Here is a 17110-nt window from a genome sequence, read left to right as displayed (position 1 = left end):
CGGGGACGGGGCAACGACCGGTCAGGGCAGCGGATCCAGACCGTGCAGCGGGAAGACCTGAGTCCTGGTCGCATTGATGGCCCGGTCCAACCAGGTCTCCGGGTCGTAGCCCTCGGCCCAGCTGCGGTAGGCCGGCGTCCGCCCGTCGGTGAGCCGGTGGGGCGCGGTGCGGCCCAGGCTCCTGGCCACGTGGTCGCGCCAGTCCCCCGGGGTCTCGGTGCGCGGATCCAGCGGACGGCCACCGACGATGGCCAGCAGGTGGGTCCAGGCCCGCGGCACGACCTCGACGATCGCGTAGCCCCCGCCGCCGGTGGCGACCCAGCGTCCCTGCGCCACCTCGTGGGCCAGGTCGTGCAGCGCCAGGTACGTCGCGCGCTGGCCGTCGACGGTCAGCATCAGGTGGGCCAGCGGGTCCTCGATGTGGGAGTCGCAGCCGTGCTGGGTGACCAGCACCTCGGGCTTGAACTCGCGCAGCAGCGGCGGCACCACCGCGTGGAAGGCACGCAGCCAGCCGGCGTCCGAGGTGCCCGGCGGCAGCGCCACGTTGACCGCGGTGCCCTGCGCCTCGCGACCGCCGAGGTCCTGGGGGAAGCCGGTGCCGGGGAACAGCATCTGCCCGGTCTCGTGCAGCGAGATCGTCAGCACCCGCGGGTCGTCCCAGAAGATCCGCTCCACGCCGTCGCCGTGGTGCACGTCGACGTCGACGTAGGCCACCCGCTGGGCGCCGGAGTCGAGGAGGTGCTGGATGCCCACGGCGACGTCGTTGTAGAGGCAGAACCCGCTGGAGCGGTCGCGCATCGCGTGGTGCAGCCCGCCGGCGATGTTGACGCTGTGCAGCGACTCCCCGCTCCAGACCTGGCGGAACGCCTCCAGGCTGGCGCCGACGACGTGGGCCCCGGCCAGGTGCATGTCGGGGAAGACCGGGTTGTCGTCGCTGCCGAGGCCGTGCTGGAAGTCGGCCCCACCGTGGCGGCCGCAACGCTCCAGCGCCTCGATCAGGGCGGGGTCGTGCACGGTCGCGATCTCGTCGGAGCTCGCCATCGGCGCCGCGACGAGCCGCAGGCCACCGGGCCCGGTGACCCCGAGCTGGTCGGCGAGGCGCATGGTGAGGTCCACCCGCACCGGCGACATCGGGTGGGTAGGACCGAAGTCGTACTCCGTGAGGCTCTGGTCGAAGACGACCGTCGCACGACCTTCACAGCCTTCCATGCCGGCGACCCTACCCCCGGATCCGCGCCGCGTGCGGGTGCCGCGGCGTACGATGCGCGGGTGCCCGACCTCGCGACGTCCCAGCCGACGTCCCCCGCCCTCACCTGGTGGCTCGCCTGACCGGCGGACCACCTGCTCGAGCACGCACCTCGACACCACGGCCGCCTGCGGGCGGCCGTTCGGCATCCTCACCGGCACCTCCCGCGGGCACGATTCCCAGGAGAACCACATGATCACCGCTCCCCTCACCCGCACGCGGACCCTGTCGCTACTCAAGCCCAGCGGCGGACTGACCCTGGGCAACCTGCTCGGGGCGCTGCGCCCGATGGCGCGCGCCCAGGACGAGCAGGAGGGGTTCTACGGCGTGGCCGACCTGCACGCGCTGACGGTGCCGCACGATCCGGGGCGGCTGCGCGCCCTGACCACCGAGCTGGCCACGATGATGCTGGCGGTCGGGCTGGAGCGCAGCACGCTCTTCGTGCAGAGCCAGGTCAGCGCCCACGCCGAGCTCGCCTACCTGCTCGAGTGCACCGCGCACACCGGGGAGCTGGGCCGGATGATCCAGTTCAAGGAGAAGGGCCGCGAGCAGCCCGCGACCAGGGTCTCGCTCTACACCTACCCGGTGCTGATGGCCGCCGACATCCTGCTCTACCGCCCGGCGCGGGTCCCGGTCGGCGCCGACCAGCGCCAGCACGTGGAGCTCACCCGTGACCTCGCCCAGCGGTTCAACAACACCTACGGCCCGGTCTTCACCGTCCCGGAGATCACCACCCCACCGGCCGGGGCCAGGATCATGGACCTGCAGGACCCGACCACCAAGATGGGCAAGTCCAACGCCGACGGGGCCGGCGTGATCCGCCTGCTCGACCCGCCCGACGTCGTACGGCGCAAGGTGGCGCGCGCGGTCACCGACTCCGACACCGGCGCCGAGGCCGTGCGCCACGACCGCGAGACCAAGCCGGGCGTGACGAACCTGCTCGAGATCCTCACCGCCTGCGGGGGCAGCGCCGACGGCATCACGACGTACGGCGCCCTCAAGCAGGCCGTGACCGATGCCGTGATCGCCGAGCTCGAGCCGCTCCAGGCGCGCTACGTGGCCCTGTCCGCGGACCTCGCCCACGTCTCCAACGTCTTCGGCGCCGGCGCCGCGCACTGCCGCACCGTCACCGCCCCCGTGCTCTCCGCCGCCAAGACCGCCATGGGCCTCGTCTAACCGCCCCGCCCCGCCCCGCCCCCGCGCGCCGCGCGCCGCGCCCCCGCGCGCCGACGCCCATGTAACGCGGGGTTATGCCCACTACCGCAGCGTCACAACGCCGTGGCAGTGGGCATAACCCCGCGTTACAGCCCGCGGCCCGGGCGCCGGCGGGGCGGCGAGGCGGGTCAGGAGCCTTCGGCGAGGGCGCGGGAGCGGTCGCGCGCGGCCTCCATCGCGGTGAGGAAGGCGGCGCGCACCTTGTGGTCCTCGAGCTCGCGCAGCGCGGCGGCGGTGGTGCCACCTGGCGAGGTGACCTGCTCGCGCAGCACCGTGGGGTGGGTGCCGGTCTCGCGCAGCATCTTGCCCGAGCCGACGACGGTCTGGATGACCAGCTCGGTCGCGGTGGCCCGCGGCAGGCCGAGGTGGACACCGGCCTCGATCATCGACTCCACGACGAAGAACACGTAGGCGGGTCCGGAACCGGAGATCGCGGTGACCGCGTCCTGCTGGCGCTCCGGGATGCGCAGCACCTTGCCGGTCGAGGCCATCAGCGACTCGGCCTCGGCGAGGTCGGCGTCGTCGCAGTGCGAGCCCGGCGAGATCGCCGCCATCCCCTCGTCGACGAGGGCGGGGGTGTTCGGCATCACCCGGACCACGGCCACCCCCTCGGGCACCCGCGCCTCGATGAACCCGGTGGTGATGCCGGCGGCCAGGGAGACCAGCAGCTGGCCGGGGCGCAGCTCGGGGGCGATCTCGGCGAGCACGTCGGCCATGTCCTGCGGCTTCACCACCAGCGCGAGGGTGTCCGCGCGGCGGGCCGCCTCGAGGTTGTCCACGACCGCCACGCCGTAGCGCTCCTCGAGCTCGCGGGCGCGCTCGGGGCGCTTCTCGCCGACCAGCAGCTGGTCGACGCGCCGTCCGGCCCGGACCAGGCCGGAGAGCAGGGTCTCCCCCATCACTCCGGCGCCGATGATCGCGGTCTGCTTCATGTGCCCCACTCTCCGCCGACGCCCGGCGTCGGTCTCCGGTGACCGGCGGCGGCGCCGTCGGTCGGTCAGTCCTTGCTGATCAGCGACCTGAGGAAGAACCCCACGTTGCGCGGCCGTTCGGCCAGGCGCCGCATCAGGTAGCCGTACCACTCGCGACCGTAGGGGACGTAGACCCGCACTGTCTCACCGGCCTCGACCAGCCGGCGCTGCTCCTCGGGGCGGATCCCGTAGAGCATCTGGAACTCATACGACCCCTGCGCCCGGCCGAACCGGCTGGCCAGCGCGCCCGCGATGCGCAGCAGGCGCGGGTCGTGGGTCGCGATCATCGGGTAGCCCTGCCCCGCCATCAACACCTTGAGGCAGCGGACGAAGGAGCGGTCCACCTCGAGCCGGCTCCCGAAGGCGACCTCCTCCGGCTCGTTGTAGGCGCCCTTGCACAGCCGCACCCGCGAGCCCTCGTAGGCCAGGTCACGGCAGTCGGCCTCGGTACGGCGCAGGTAGGCCTGCACCACGGCACCGGTCTCGGGGAAGTCCTTGCGCAGGTCGCGCAGGATCGCCAGCGTGGAGTCGGTGGTGCGGTGGTCCTCCATGTCGAGGGTGATCGTCGTGCCGGCGTTGCGGGCGGCCCGGCAGATGGTCCGGGCGTTCTCCAGCGCCACCCGGTGTCCCCCCTCGGGCGCGACCTCTCGGGGCAGCGCCTGGCCGATCGCCGACAGCTTCAGCGACACCTCGGCGCTGCGCGAGAGACCCCGCTTGGCGAGCTGGTCGAGGAGCTGGAGGTAGGCATCGACGGTGGCGGTGGCCTGAGCGAGCTCCTCGGTGTCCTCGCCCAGGTAGTCGAGCGAGACCTGCAGCCCGTCCTCGGCCAGCTGGGCGGCCACCTCGACCGCCGCCTCGAGCCGTTCCCCGGGGACGTAGCCGCGGACCACCCCGGCGGACGCGGGAAGGGTGGTGACGAGACGCTTGACCCGGCCGCTGCGCGCGAGCAGCAGCAGGGGCTGGCGGAGCACGGACATGGTCCTCCCTGGAGGCGAGGCCCGCACCGTCGCGGGGCCACCGCCACAGGCTACGCCGTACGGCGATGCCGGGGGCGCCGCCGAGGCTCAGGGCGTCGCGGTGACAGCGAGGTGCTGGCGGGCGAACTCGAGCGACTCGATGAGGTCCCGCTCGCGCTCGGCCCGGTCGGCGGCCCGCCGGGTGTTGATCTCGAGGACCACGTGGCCGGCGAAGCCGCTGCCGCCCAGCTCACGCAGCAGCTGCGCCGCGGGCATCGTGCCGCGCCCCGGCACCAGGTGCTCGTCCTTGGCCGAGCCGGTGCCGTCGGTGAGGTGGATGTGGCGCAGCCGCGCCCCGAGCCGCTGCGCCATCGCCATCGGGTCGTCGCGCGCGATGGCGGCGTGGGAGAGGTCGAGGGTGGTGTTGCGGTAGTCCTCCTCGGAGGGGTCCCGGCCGGGCAGGTACATCTCCATCCCGCGGCGCTGCGAGGCACGCCAGGGGTACATGTTCTCGACGGCGAAGGCGATCCCGGTCGACTCCTCGAGGGAGGCGATCCCCTCCACGAAGTCGCGCGCGTACTCGCGCTGCCAGCGGAACGGCGGGTGCACGACGACCACGTCCGCGCCGACGCTGTGAGCCATCTCGGCCGAGCGGTCCAGCTTCCCCCAGGGGTCGGTCCCCCAGACCCGCTGGGTGAACAGCAGACACGGGGCGTGCACCGCGCACACGGGCATCTCGTGGTGCTCGGAGAGCTGCTGGATCGCCGAGGTCTGCTGACTCAGGGCGTCGATGCCCACCATCACCTCGACGGCGTCGTAGCCCAGCGTCGCGGCGTAGGCGAACGCGTGAGCCGTCGACTCCGGGTAGACCGAGGCTGTGGAGAGCCCGACCAGGGAGTTGCTGCTCACGCGACCACCGCCTCAGTCCAGGAATTCCAGTCGGTCGAATCGATCGAGGATCAGGCCCTCGCGCAGCGCCCACGGGGAGATCTCCAACGCGGGGAGGTCGAAGATGTCCATCACCGCCTCGGCCACCAGGGCTCCGGGGACGATCTGGTGGGCACGGCTCGGCGAGACGCCGGGCAGCGCGCAGAGCTCGTCGTAGGGCATCGCGATCAGCTTGGGCAGCCACGGCGCCAGCGCGTCGGCGCGCAGGGTGCGCGTAACGAGGGGCCCCTGGTCCGAAGGCGCCGCGCCGCAGATGCGCGCCAGCGAGCGGAACGTCTTCGAGCTTCCCGCGGCACGGTCGGGAGCGCCGTCGCGCAGCAGGCGGCCTGCGTCGCGGGCGATGGTGGCGCGGATCGTCCGGCGCAGCGAGCGGACGGTCTCCTCGTCGGGGCTGCCGTGCGGGAACCACTCGCGGGCCAGTCGGGCGGCGCCGAGCGGTACCGACCACGCCACGGCCGGTGACTCGTCGGTGCCGCCGGCGATCTCGAGAGAGCCGCCGCCGATGTCGAACACCGCCAGCCGACCGGCCGACCACCCGAACCAGCGGCGTACGGCGAGGAAGGTCAGCCGCGCCTCATCGGCCCCGGAGAGGACCTCGATCCGCACGCCGGTGCGCTCGTGCACCTCGTCCAGGACGGCGTCGGCGTTCACGGCGTCGCGCACCGCCGACGTCGCGAAGGACAGCATCTCCTCGCAGCCCTTGTCCTCGGCCACGAGCACCGACTCGGCGGCGAACGCCGTCAGCGCGTCGATGCCGGTCTGCGAGACCGCGCCGGAGTCGTCGAGGTGCTCGGCCAGCCGCAGCGGCCGCTTGTGGGAGTACGCCGGCAGCGGGGCCGCGCCACCGTGGGCGTCCACCACCAGCAGGTGCCCCGTGTTGGAGCCGATGTCGAGCACGCCCAGACGCATGCCTCCACGCTAGCCCCTGGGGGGAAGTAGGTTGGCGGTGTGCCCGAAGTCGACCTCGTCTTCCCCCGTGCCTGGATCGAGTTCGCCGATCCCGCCGACGACGCCCAGGTGTTCCGCTGCGACCTGACCTGGCTCACGTCGAGCTACACGTGCATCTTCGGCCAGGGCTGCCCGGGGATCTATGCCGATGCCCCGGACGTCGGCTGCTGCACGCTGGGGGCGCACTTCTCCGACGCCGACGACGAGGAGCGCGTCGCGTCGTACGTGGCCAAGCTCGACGACGTGCTGTGGCAGCACCGCCCGGGCGACGCGCCGCCGACCCGCGAGCAGTGGGTCGAGGTGGACGACGAGGGCGAGCGCAAGACGCGCACCATCGAGGTCGACGGCCAGCGCGCCTGCATCTTCCAGAACCGGCCCGACTTCCACGCCGGGGCCGGGTGCGCCCTGCACGCGCTGGCGTACGTCGAGGGCCGCAACCCGCTGGAGACGAAGCCCGACGTCTGCTGGCAGCTGCCGATCCGGCGCACCTTCCGCGACGTCGAGCGCCCCGACGGCACGGCGTACACCGAGGTCTCGATCGGGGAGTACGACCGCCGCGGCTGGGGCTCGGGAGGCCACGACCTCGACTGGTACTGCTCGGGCAACACCGAGGCGCACGTCGGCGTCGAGCCGGTCTTCGTCACCAACGAGCCCGAGCTGGTCGAGCTGATGGGCCGCCCCGCCTACGACGAGCTGGTGCGCCACTGCGAGGCCCACCTGCGCTCGCGCTCGGCGCTGGCGCTGCACCCCGCCGACCCCCGCTGACGCCGGCGCACGTCGTACCGCTCCCCCGGCCTCGGTTCCCTGCCCGACCGCCCACCCCCTCCGTTGGGGACCAAACGGTGAGGAATCCCGACTTCGGCACGCCGTTGGGGACCAAACGGCGACCCCACCGCCAACTCGGAAAAATGTGTGCCTACTCCCACAATTCTGTCTCGACGTCAAGAGACCAGACCCCGATGTGACGAGCCAATCAGTACCGGTAAACAATGTTCACATGCGCCTGGACCACCTCTCCTTCGCCGCCGGGCCGGACGGCCTCGCCAGCACCGCTCAGCGCCTCGGGGGGCTGCTCGGCCGGGAATTCGTCGACGGCGGTGTGCATCCCCGCTTCGGGACCCGGAACATGACTTTCCCGCTCGGGGGTGACACCTACCTCGAGATCGTCGAGGCACTGGACCACCCCGCGTCGGACAAGGCCCCCTTCGGCCAGGCCGTCCGCGCCCGCTCCGCCCTGGGCGGCGGCTGGCTCGGCTGGGTGGTGGCCGTCAAGGACATCGCCACCGTCGAGCAGCGTCTGGGCCGCGAGGCGGTGCAGGGCAACCGGCACCGCCCCGACGGCACCGAGCTGCGCTGGAAGCAGATCGGCGTGCACGGCCTGATCGCCGACCCGCAGCTGCCGTTCTTCGTGGAGTGGGAGACCCCCGCCGAGCTGCACCCCGGCGCCGGGGCCGGGGCCGACTACACCCTCGCCTGCCTGGAGATCGCCGGCGACCCGCACCGGGTCAGCGAATGGCTGGGCGAGACCGTCGAGGCTCCGCTGGAGGACATCAAGGTCGATTGGGTCGCCCCGAACGGCACGCCCGGCATCCTCGCCGCCCAGATCCACACCCCCGGCGGCCTGGTCCGGATCTGATGTCGTCGCCCGGTCACCCGACCGGGGTGGCCGGTCCGCGGTGAGTCGCCCGGCCGGCCTGCCCGCCGGCGCTCACCCCAGCCCGAACATCTGGCACCACACCGCCACCTACGAGCTGGAGAACCACGCCGTCGACCCGGAGCGGCGCATCGAGGCCGCGATGGCCGAGGTCGCCGGCTGGCAGGGGCGCACCCTCCTCGATCTCGGCTGCGGGACCGGCTTCCACCTCCCGCGCTGGGCCGAGCAGGCCACCCGCGTGTACGGCGTGGAGCCTCACCCCGACCTGGCCGCGCTGGCCCGGCGCCGTACCCGCCGACTCGACCGGGTGACGGTGCTCCAGGGCACCGCCCAGGACATCCCGCTGCCCGATGCCAGCGTCGACGTCGTGCACGCCCGGTGGGCCTACTTCTTCGGGCCCGGCTGCGAGCCGGGGCTCGCCGAGCTCTCCCGGGTCGTACGACGTGGCGGCAGCGCGTTCGTGATCGACAACGACGCCACCCGCTCCACGTTCGGGGGATGGTTCCGGCGCGGGTACCCCGAGATCGACCCGCTCGCCGTCGAGCGCTTCTGGTCGTTGCACGGCTGGTCGCGCACCCCGCTCGACGTCCGCTGGAGCTTCGCCTCGCGCGCGGACCTGGAGAGCGTCGTGCGCATCGAGTTCACCGCCGACCTCGCCGAGGAGCTGATCGCCGAGCACGCCGGGCTGGAGGTCGACTACGCGGTGAACCTGTGGTGGCGCCACTTCTAGCGACCGCCCGCAGCTGACCCGAAGGGCGGGCGCTCAGCTGGAGCCGCGCACCGCCAGCGTGGGGGCGAGCAGCACTCCGCGCGAGCGGATCGGCGGATGGCCCAGCAGCCGCTGCAGGGCGGCGACGATCTCGACGGCCACCTGCTCCAGCGGCTGGCGCACCGAGGTCAGCCCGGGGGTCATCACCTGCGCCACCTGGGAGTCGTCGAAGCCGACGACCGCGACGTCCTGTCCGGCGCGCAGGCCGCGCTCGGCGAGCGTGTGCATGACTCCCATCGCCAGCGTGTCCGAGGCGCACATGAAGGCCGTGGGCCGGGCCTCGTCGAGCAGCACCGAGGAGGCCTCGCGACCGCTGGAGACGGTGTCCTCGACCCGTGACGCCAGGCCGGTGGTGGGCAGCCCGCGGTCGTGCAGGGCGCGTGCCCAGCCCAGCCGCCGGTCCTCCCCCAGCCGGGAGTCCTTGCGCCACCCGATCCAGGCGATCCGGGTGTGCCCGCGCTCGAGCAGGTGCCGGGTCCCGAGCTCGGCGCCCACCGCGCCGTCGACGTCGACCCACGGGTGGGTCGCGCCCGGCTGGTCCCAGGGCCGACCGAATGCCACGAACGGCGCCCTGCGGGCCTCCAGCCACTCGGCCTGGGGATTGCCCAGGAACGTGTCGGTGGCGACGAAGGCGTCCACCGCGTTGGAGCGGAGCAGGTCCTCGTAGCCCGCCACCGGGTCGTCGGGGTCGCCGGCGAAGAGCAGCACGTGGTACCCGGCCACCCGCGAGGTCTCGACCAGGGAGTGCACGAACCGGTCCATCGCGGCGTTGGCGGTGTGCTCCTGTCCGGGGGCATACCGCAGGCCGATCAGGTGGGAGGTGCGGGTGCGCAGGTTGCGCGCCGCCCGGTTGGGCGAGTAGCCGAGCTCACCGATCACCGTGCGGACCCGCACCAGGGTCTCGGGGCGCAGCAGGTCGGGGTTGTTCAGGGCGTTGGACACCGTCTGGCGCGAGACTCCCGCGCGCTCGGCGACGTCTGCCAGGGTGGGCGGCACGCCGAGGGACACGCGTGAGCCGCTGCGTGACATCCCCACCCCTTGATCGTTCCAATCGATGCTTCTGGCGCAACTATCGGCGTTGTCGCGGCCCTCGTCAACAGCTGTCCCGGCCGTGCCACGTCACACCTGGGGACGACGCGCTCCGGGCTGTCGGCGCCATGTCCTAGCGTGCCTGTCATGAGCAGAGCCACCGCCAAGACCCGCACCCGTCCGGCCTACCGCTGCGCCGAGTGCGGGTGGGAGACCGCCAAGTGGGTCGGCCGCTGCGGAGAGTGCCAGGCCTGGGGCTCGGTGGCGGAGACCGCCGTCGTGGCCACCCGATCCGCGGCCGGGCCCGTCACCACGCCGGCGGTCCCGATCGGGGAGGTCTCGGTGGCGGAGTCGCAGTTCCGCTCCAGCGGGGTCCCCGAGCTCGACCGGGTGCTCGGCGGCGGGCTGGTGCCCGGCGCCGCGATCCTGCTCGCCGGCGAGCCCGGGGTCGGCAAGAGCACGCTGCTGCTGGAGGTGGCCGCCCAGACCGCCCGCCTGCGCCAGCGCACCCTCTACATCACCGGTGAGGAGTCGGCGTCGCAGGTGCGGCTGCGCGCCGACCGCACCGGGGGCGTCCAGGATGAGCTCTACCTCGCCGCCGAGACCGACCTGGCGGCGGTGCTCACCCACATCGAGGAGGTCCGCCCGACCCTGATCGTGGTCGACTCGGTCCAGACCATCAGCGCCTCGAGCGTGGACGGGGTCCCGGGCGGGGTCACCCAGGTCAAGGAGGTCGCCGCGGCGCTCATCCGGGTCGCCAAGACCCGCAACATCACCACGGTGCTGGTCGGCCACGTCACCAAGGACGGCACCATCGCTGGGCCCCGCGTCCTGGAGCACCTGGTCGACGTCGTCCTGCACTTCGAAGGCGACCGCAACTCCCGCTTCCGGATGGTGCGGGCGATGAAGAACCGGTTCGGCCCGGTCGACGAGGTCGGCTGCTTCGACCTGTCCTCCGAGGGCATCACCGCGGTCACCGACCCGACCGGGCTCTTCGTGGAGAACCATCAGCAGCAGGTGCCCGGGACCTGCGTCGCGGTGACGATGGAGGGGCGCCGTCCGCTGCTGGCCGAGGTGCAGTCCCTGGTCACCCACAGCGCGGCCGAGCGTCCCCGTCGTACGACGTCGGGGCTGGACTCCTCCCGCGTGGCGATGGTGCTGGCGGTGCTGCAGCAGCACTGCGGCATCCGGCTGCACAGCCACGACGTGTTCGCCTCCACCGTCGGCGGGGCCAGACTGGTCGACCCCGCCAGCGACCTGGCCATCGCGGTGGCGCTGGCCTCCGCGACGTACGGCGAGCCGGCCCCGCTCGGAGTCGCCGCGATCGGGGAGATCGGCCTGGCCGGTGAGCTGCGCCGGGTGCGCGACCTCCCCCAGCGCCTGGCCGAGGCCGCCCGGCTCGGTTTCCGGGTCGCGGTGGTCCCGGGAAGCCACGAGAAGAAGGTCCGCAGCCCCGAGTCGTGGACCGTCGACGGCATGCGGGTGCTCGACGTGCCCAACGTCGCCTCGGCGCTGCGACTCCTGCATCTCGCAGGTCCCCGCCCCACGGGCCCGCGTCCCCTAGACTGACGCCGGCGGCGGAGGTCTGCTGCCGCATGCTTACAGGAGATCGGGGACGTCGTGGTCGGCATCGAGCGTTCCGAGGACACGCTGCGTCTTCGGGCCACCCTGGCGTCGATCGCCCCCGGCACAGCGCTGCGTGACGGCCTGGAGCGGATCCTGCGCGGACGCACCGGCGCGCTCATCGTGCTGGGCCTGGACAAGACGGTGGAGTCCATCGCGACCGGCGGGTTCACCCTCGACGTCCCGTTCACCGCCACCGGGCTGCGCGAGCTGGCGAAGATGGACGGCGCGATCATCCTGGACAAGGACGTCACCCGCATCCACCGCGCGGCCGTCCACCTGATGCCCGACCACACCATCCACTCCGAGGAGACCGGCACCCGGCACCGCACGGCCGACCGGGTGGCCAAGCAGACCCGGTTCCCGGTGATCTCGGTGTCGCAGTCGATGCAGATCATCGCCGCCTACGTCGGCGAAACCCGTCACGTGCTGGAGGACTCCGGCCAGATCCTGTCGCGCGCCAACCAGGCCCTGGCCACCCTCGAGCGCTACAAGATGCGTCTCGACGAGGTGTCCAGCACGCTGTCTGCCCTGGAGATCGAGGACCTGGTCACCGTGCGCGACGTCGCGGTCGTGGCGCAGCGCCTCGAGATGGTGATCCGGATCGCACGCGAGATCGAGGACTACGTGCTCGAGCTCGGGACCGACGGACGCCTGCTGTCGCTGCAGCTCGAGGAGCTGGTGACCGGCGTCGACGCCGAGCGCGAGCTGGTCATCCGCGACTACCTCCCGGCCGGGCGGCGCACCAAGAGCCCCGAGACCCTGCTCAACCGCCTCGAGTCGCTCTCCGCGACCGACCTGGTCGATCCCGCCTCGGTCACCCGGGCGCTGGGGCTGGGCGCCAGCGAGCACCTGGACGGCGCGGTGGCGCCGCGCGGCTACCGGCTGCTGGCCAAGGTCCCCCGGCTGCCGAGCACGGTCGTGGACCGCCTGGTGGAGCACTTCGGGACCCTGCAGAAGCTGCTCTCGGCCGGCATCGACGACCTGCAGGCCGTCGAGGGCGTGGGCGAGCTGCGCGCGCGCAGCGTGCGTGAGGGGCTCTCCCGGCTCGCCGAGTCCAGCATCCTCGAGCGCTACGTCTGAGCCTGGCTCGCCCGGCCGCGAGCTTGCGCCGACTCGGCGCTCCTGCGTGCCGAGTTCACGCCGACTCGGCGCTCCTGCGCGGCGAGTTCACGCCGACTCGGCGGGGGTCAGCGGTTGGGCTCTACGGCGCCGGAGGGGCGCGCGCCGGGGCGGCGGGTGCCGGTGGAGGAGTCGGTGCCGGGCTGGTTCGAGCCGGTGCCCTGCGAGGCACGCGGACGGTTCGGCGAGGGCTTCGGGGTGACGGTGCGGGTGACGACGGCGCCAGCGGGGGCCTCGAGCTCGAAGTAGGCCTCCGAGGGCTCGCCGGCCAGGGCCGCGGCCTCGACGTGGTAGCCGCCGGGCATCGCCCACTCGGTCAGCACGCTGCACTCGGCGTCCGAGCGCCGCCCCGACCAGCGCACCGCGATCTTCGCGGGCATCTCCTTGCGCACGATCAGGTCCTTGGTGGGGATCGCCTGGGGGCAGTGCCGGCTGAACCAGATCTCGTCGGGGCCCGAGGTGATCTTCACGGTGAGCGTCTGGGACGAGACCCGCCAGGTGCAGGCCTCCGCCTCCCGGGTGGTCAGCTCCAGCGCGAGCAGGCTCTTCTTGCCCGCCTCGATCTTGCCCACCACGGGCGTGGCCACCACGTCCTCGTCGACGCAGGGGCCGTCCGGCTGGGCCGGCGTGGGCTTGACCGAGGCCGCCTGGGAGGCCCGGGGACCGCTCGCGCCGCTCTGGTCCGAGGAGCTCTGCGGGGTCTCCTGGGTGGCGGAGGGATCCGCGGCGACCGGGGCGGCCTCGGGCTCCGAGGAGGCGTCGCTGCCCGACCCGAGCACCCGCGCGATCCCGGCCACCAGCAGCACGGCCACGGCGAGCAGGACCAGGCGGCGGGTCCAGTAGACCCGCGCGGGGAGCGGACCCCGAGGACGGGTCAGAGCTGTCATGGACGACACGGTATCTACCCCGAGCACGACGGTGGTGGAGCCACACCGCACGGGTGGCGAGCCCGCGCCGCCCGGGTGGCGTCGCCGCCCCTACGATCGTCGCGATGAGCGAGCTGCACGCCCCGGTCCTGCGCTGGTACGACGAGAGCGCCCGCGACCTGCCCTGGCGTCGCGCCGACGCCAGCGCCTGGTCGGTGATGGTCTCGGAGTTCATGCTCCAGCAGACCCCGGTGGCCCGGGTGCTGCCGGTCCACGCCGAGTGGCTCACTCGCTGGCCGACCCCGGCAGCGCTGGCCGCCGAGCCGCCGGGCGAGGCGGTCCGGGCCTGGGGACGACTGGGCTACCCGCGCCGGGCCCTGCGCCTGCACGCCGCGGCCACCACCATCCTCGAGCGCCACGGCGGCGCGGTCCCCGCGTCGTACGACGAGCTGATCGCGCTGCCGGGCGTGGGCGACTACACCGCGGCGGCGATCGCGACGTTCGCCTACGGCCGGCGCCACGTCGTGCTGGACACCAACGTCCGCCGCGTCCTGGCCCGGACGCTGCAGGGCGCCGAGCACCCCGCCGCGGCCGTCACCCGGGCCGAGCGCGAGCTGGCCGCCGGCGTGCTCCCGGCCGCTGAGCCCGAGGCGGCCACCTGGTCGGTGGCGGTGATGGAGCTCGGGGCCCTCGTCTGCACCGCGAAGGCCCCCCGCTGCGGGGACTGCCCGGTGGCGGAGCTGTGCGCCTGGCGGGCCGCCGGCTACCCGGCGTATGACGGCCCGGCGCGTCGGGTCCAGACCTACGCCGGCACCGACCGGCAGTGCCGCGGCCGGCTGCTCGCGGTGCTGCGCGACAGCGAGGCGCCGGTGCACCGCTCGCGCCTGGAGGCGGTCTGGTCGCCCGAGGTCCAGCGCGAGCGGGCGCTGGTCAGCCTGGTCGCCGACGGGCTGGTCGTCGCCGGGCCGGGCGAGACCTACGCCCTGCCGTGACGAGCTGCCCCGACGCACTGCCGTGACGCCCAGAGGCACTACTGCCCGCACGCCGTGAAATGCGGCCGGCGCCGACCTCCCACAGGAGGCCGGCGCCGGCGACAGCACTCGGGGGGCTACTCCCCCTCGGGCGACTTCTTGATGTCGACCGGGCCGTCGGTCTCGTCCGAGGCCGACTTCTCGCCCTTGCCCAGGTCGATGGCGGCCGTCTCCAGCGGGGGCAGGTCGGGCAGCGCGCCGACCTTCTGGCCCTTGAAGGTGAACGTCGCGGACGGGCCCTCGCCCTCCACGTCGACCAGCACGATCTGACCGGGACCGACCTCGCCGTAGAGCATCTTCTCGGCCATCACGTCCTCGATCTCGCGCTGGACCGTGCGCCGCAGCGGGCGCGCGCCGAGCACCGGGTCGAAGCCCCGCTTCGCCAGCAGGTCCTTGGCCGGCTGGGTCAGCTCCAGCGACATGTCGCGGTCCTTGAGGCGCAGCTCCACCGAGGCGATCATGTTGTCGACCATCGCCACGATCTGCTCCTCCGAGAGCGGCGGGAAGACCACGATCTCGTCGACGCGGTTGAGGAACTCGGGCCGGAAGTGCTGCTTGAGCTCCTCGGAGACCTTGCTCTTCATCCGCTCGTAGGACGACGCCTTGTCACCCATCTGGTTGAAGCCCAGGTTGACGCTCTTGGCGATATCGCGCGAGCCGAGGTTGGTCGTCATGATGATGACGGTGTTCTTGAAGTCCACGACCCGGCCCTGCGAATCGGTCAGGCGACCTTCCTCGAGGATCTGCAGCAGCGAGTTGAAGATGTCCGGGTGGGCCTTCTCGATCTCGTCGAAGAGGACGACGGAGAACGGCTTGCGGCGCACCTTCTCGGTGAGCTGGCCGCCCTCCTCGTAGCCGACGTAGCCGGGAGGCGAGCCGAACAGTCGCGAGACCGTGTGCTTCTCGCCGAACTCGCTCATGTCGAGCTGGATAAGCGCGTCCTCGTCGCCGAAGAGGAACTCCGCCAGCGTCTTGGACAGCCAGGTCTTACCGACACCGGACGGGCCGGCGAAGATGAACGAGCCGCCGGGACGCTTGGGGTCCTTGAGCCCCGCCCGGGTACGACGGATCGCCCGCGAGAGCGCCTTGACGGCCTGGTCCTGGCCGATCACGCGCTTGTGGAGCTCGTCCTCCATCTTCAGCAGACGGGTGGACTCGGCCTCGGAGAGCTTGACGATCGGGATGCCGGTCGCGACCGCGAGGACCTCGGCGATCAGCTCCTCGTCGACCTCGGCGACGACGTCCATGTCGCCCGCGCGCCACTGCTTCTCGCGCTCGGCCTTCTTGGCGATGAGCTGCTTCTCCTCGTCGCGCAGACGCGCGGCGGCCTCGAAGTCCTGACCGTCGATCGCCGCCTCCTTGCGCTGGCGGACCTCGCCGATCTTGTCGTCGAACTCGCGCAGGTCGGCCGGCGCCGTCATCCGGCGGATCCGCAGCCGCGAGCCGGCCTCGTCGATCAGGTCGATGGCCTTGTCGGGCAGGAACCGGTCGGAGATGTAGCGGTCGGCCAGCGTCGCCGCCGAGACCAGGGCCTCGTCGGTGATCGTGACCCGGTGGTGCGCCTCGTAGCGGTCGCGCAGGCCCTTGAGCATCTCGATGGTGTGCGCGATCGACGGCTCGGCGACCTGGATGGGCTGGAAGCGGCGCTCGAGGGCGGCGTCCTTCTCGAGGTACTTGCGGTACTCGTCGAGGGTGGTGGCGCCGATGGTCTGCAGCTCGCCGCGGGCCAGCATCGGCTTGAGGATGCTGGCGGCGTCGATCGCGCCCTCGGCCGCGCCGGCCCCGACGAGGGTGTGGATCTCGTCGATGAACAGCACGATGTCGCCGCGGGTGCGGATCTCCTTGAGGACCTTCTTCAGCCGCTCCTCGAAGTCGCCGCGGTAGCGCGATCCGGCCACCAGCGCGCCGAGGTCGAGGGTGTAGATGTGCTTGTCCTTGAGCGTCTCGGGCACGTTGCCCTTGACGATGTCCTGGGCCAGCCCCTCGACGATCGTCGTCTTGCCGACGCCGGGCTCGCCGATCAGGACCGGGTTGTTCTTCGTGCGCCGCGACAGGATCTGCATGACGCGCTCGATCTCCTGGCCGCGCCCGATCACCGGGTCGAGCTTGCCCTCGCGGGCCGCCTGGGTCAGGTTGCGCCCGAACTGGTCGAGGACCAGCGAGGAGGACGGCGCCTCGGCGCCACCACCCTGCGGGGCACCGGCCGCGGCGCTCTCCTTGCCCTGGAAGCCGGAGAGGAGCTGGATGACCTGCTGGCGGACCCGGTTGAGGTCGGCGCCGAGCTTCTGCAGCACCTGCGCTGCGACACCCTCGCCCTCGCGGATCAGGCCGAGCAGGATGTGCTCGGTGCCGATGTAGGAGTGACCGAGCTGCAGCGCCTCGCGCAGGGACAGCTCGAGCACCTTCTTGGCACGGGGCGTGAAGGGGATGTGACCACTGGGGGCCTGCTGGCCCTGACCGATGATCTCCTCGACCTGCGCGCGGACAGCCTCCAGGGAGATGTCCAGGCTCTCGAGGGCCTTGGCGGCGACGCCCTCACCCTCGTGGATGAGCCCGAGCAGGATGTGCTCGGTGCCGATGTAGTTGTGGGAGAGCATGCGGGCCTCTTCCTGGGCCAGCACGACCACCCGGCGGGCTCGGTCAGTGAACCGCTCGAACATGTGCGCTCCTCAGGCATGGAGTTCCTTGAAGTGGGCGATCCACTTCGCGTCGTGAGCGGCCCCAGTGGGACG

Annotated in this window: 15 protein-coding genes; 7 read left to right on the top strand and 8 right to left on the bottom strand. The window is 72.6% G+C overall.

Annotated features, from left to right (window positions below):
• Positions 1-21 precede the first annotated feature (21 nt).
• The gene (locus AC6EH9_RS13150) at positions 22-1209 is read right to left on the bottom strand and encodes an acetoin utilization protein AcuC (RefSeq protein WP_498423739.1); all 1188 of its coding nucleotides are present in this window, start codon (positions 1207-1209) and stop codon (positions 22-24) included.
• 229 nt (positions 1210-1438) lie between these two features.
• Here AC6EH9_RS13150 and trpS point away from each other — a divergent pair, with 229 nt between their 5' ends.
• Positions 1439-2422 carry a tryptophan--tRNA ligase gene (gene trpS, locus AC6EH9_RS13145; protein WP_498423737.1) on the top strand — a complete coding sequence of 328 codons (984 nt, stop codon included), beginning with the start codon at positions 1439-1441 and terminating at the stop codon, positions 2420-2422.
• Positions 2423-2589: 167 nt separating this feature from the next.
• Here the strand turns inward: trpS and proC are convergent, their stop codons facing one another.
• The 4 genes from proC to AC6EH9_RS13125 all read right to left on the bottom strand — a co-directional run bounded on the left by proC (position 2590) and on the right by AC6EH9_RS13125 (position 6245).
• Complete coding sequence (gene proC / locus AC6EH9_RS13140) at positions 2590-3393, bottom strand: pyrroline-5-carboxylate reductase (RefSeq protein WP_498423736.1); 804 nt, start codon at positions 3391-3393, stop codon at positions 2590-2592.
• A gap of 65 nt (positions 3394-3458) precedes the next feature.
• Positions 3459-4409 (bottom strand): proline dehydrogenase family protein, encoded by a 951-nt coding sequence (locus AC6EH9_RS13135; RefSeq protein ID WP_498423735.1) that lies wholly within the window; start codon positions 4407-4409, stop codon positions 3459-3461.
• 87 nt (positions 4410-4496) lie between these two features.
• Positions 4497-5297 carry a sugar phosphate isomerase/epimerase family protein gene (locus AC6EH9_RS13130; RefSeq protein WP_498423733.1) on the bottom strand — a complete coding sequence of 267 codons (801 nt, stop codon included), beginning with the start codon at positions 5295-5297 and terminating at the stop codon, positions 4497-4499.
• Between the two features lie 12 nt (positions 5298-5309).
• Positions 5310-6245, bottom strand: a complete 936-nt coding sequence (locus AC6EH9_RS13125) for a Ppx/GppA family phosphatase (protein ID WP_498423732.1) — start codon at positions 6243-6245, stop codon at positions 5310-5312.
• A 39-nt stretch (positions 6246-6284) separates the two neighbouring features.
• Between AC6EH9_RS13125 and AC6EH9_RS13120 the strand changes: the two genes are divergently transcribed.
• The 3 genes from AC6EH9_RS13120 (at position 6285) to AC6EH9_RS13110 (ending at position 8668) form a co-directional block, all read left to right on the top strand.
• Positions 6285-7049, top strand: coding sequence for a DUF3109 family protein (locus tag AC6EH9_RS13120; protein ID WP_498423730.1), 765 nt, complete (start codon positions 6285-6287; stop codon positions 7047-7049).
• 232 nt (positions 7050-7281) lie between these two features.
• Positions 7282-7920 carry a VOC family protein gene (locus AC6EH9_RS13115; RefSeq protein ID WP_498423729.1) on the top strand — a complete coding sequence of 213 codons (639 nt, stop codon included), beginning with the start codon at positions 7282-7284 and terminating at the stop codon, positions 7918-7920.
• Between the two features lie 40 nt (positions 7921-7960).
• Positions 7961-8668 (top strand): class I SAM-dependent methyltransferase, encoded by a 708-nt coding sequence (locus AC6EH9_RS13110; RefSeq protein WP_498423727.1) that lies wholly within the window; start codon positions 7961-7963, stop codon positions 8666-8668.
• 33 nt (positions 8669-8701) lie between these two features.
• On the opposite strand, the gene AC6EH9_RS13105 is transcribed toward AC6EH9_RS13110, so the two are convergent.
• Complete coding sequence (locus AC6EH9_RS13105; RefSeq protein WP_498423725.1) at positions 8702-9736, bottom strand: LacI family DNA-binding transcriptional regulator; 1035 nt, start codon at positions 9734-9736, stop codon at positions 8702-8704.
• A 147-nt stretch (positions 9737-9883) separates the two neighbouring features.
• Between AC6EH9_RS13105 and radA the strand changes: the two genes are divergently transcribed.
• Together radA and disA are read left to right on the top strand one after the other, a co-directional pair.
• Positions 9884-11305 (top strand): DNA repair protein RadA, encoded by a 1422-nt coding sequence (radA, locus tag AC6EH9_RS13100; RefSeq protein ID WP_498423724.1) that lies wholly within the window; start codon positions 9884-9886, stop codon positions 11303-11305.
• A gap of 51 nt (positions 11306-11356) precedes the next feature.
• The gene (gene disA, locus AC6EH9_RS13095; RefSeq protein WP_498423722.1) at positions 11357-12442 is read left to right on the top strand and encodes a DNA integrity scanning diadenylate cyclase DisA; all 1086 of its coding nucleotides are present in this window, start codon (positions 11357-11359) and stop codon (positions 12440-12442) included.
• Between the two features lie 107 nt (positions 12443-12549).
• Here the strand turns inward: disA and AC6EH9_RS13090 are convergent, their stop codons facing one another.
• A complete protein-coding gene (locus AC6EH9_RS13090; RefSeq protein WP_498423721.1) occupies positions 12550-13368 on the bottom strand; it encodes a hypothetical protein in 819 nt (272 codons plus the stop codon).
• 104 nt (positions 13369-13472) lie between these two features.
• Here AC6EH9_RS13090 and AC6EH9_RS13085 point away from each other — a divergent pair, with 104 nt between their 5' ends.
• Positions 13473-14339, top strand: coding sequence for an iron-sulfur binding domain-containing protein (locus tag AC6EH9_RS13085; RefSeq protein ID WP_498423719.1), 867 nt, complete (start codon positions 13473-13475; stop codon positions 14337-14339).
• Between the two features lie 116 nt (positions 14340-14455).
• Here AC6EH9_RS13085 and AC6EH9_RS13080 read toward each other — a convergent pair whose 3' ends face one another.
• Complete coding sequence (locus AC6EH9_RS13080) at positions 14456-17038, bottom strand: ATP-dependent Clp protease ATP-binding subunit (protein ID WP_498423718.1); 2583 nt, start codon at positions 17036-17038, stop codon at positions 14456-14458.
• Between the last annotated feature and the right edge of the window lie 72 nt (positions 17039-17110).

Source organism: Nocardioides sp. Z21_20 (genome assembly GCF_059766585.1).
The sequence above is the reverse complement of the archived record's forward strand: the minus strand, read 5'-3'. Positions and strand labels throughout refer to the sequence as shown.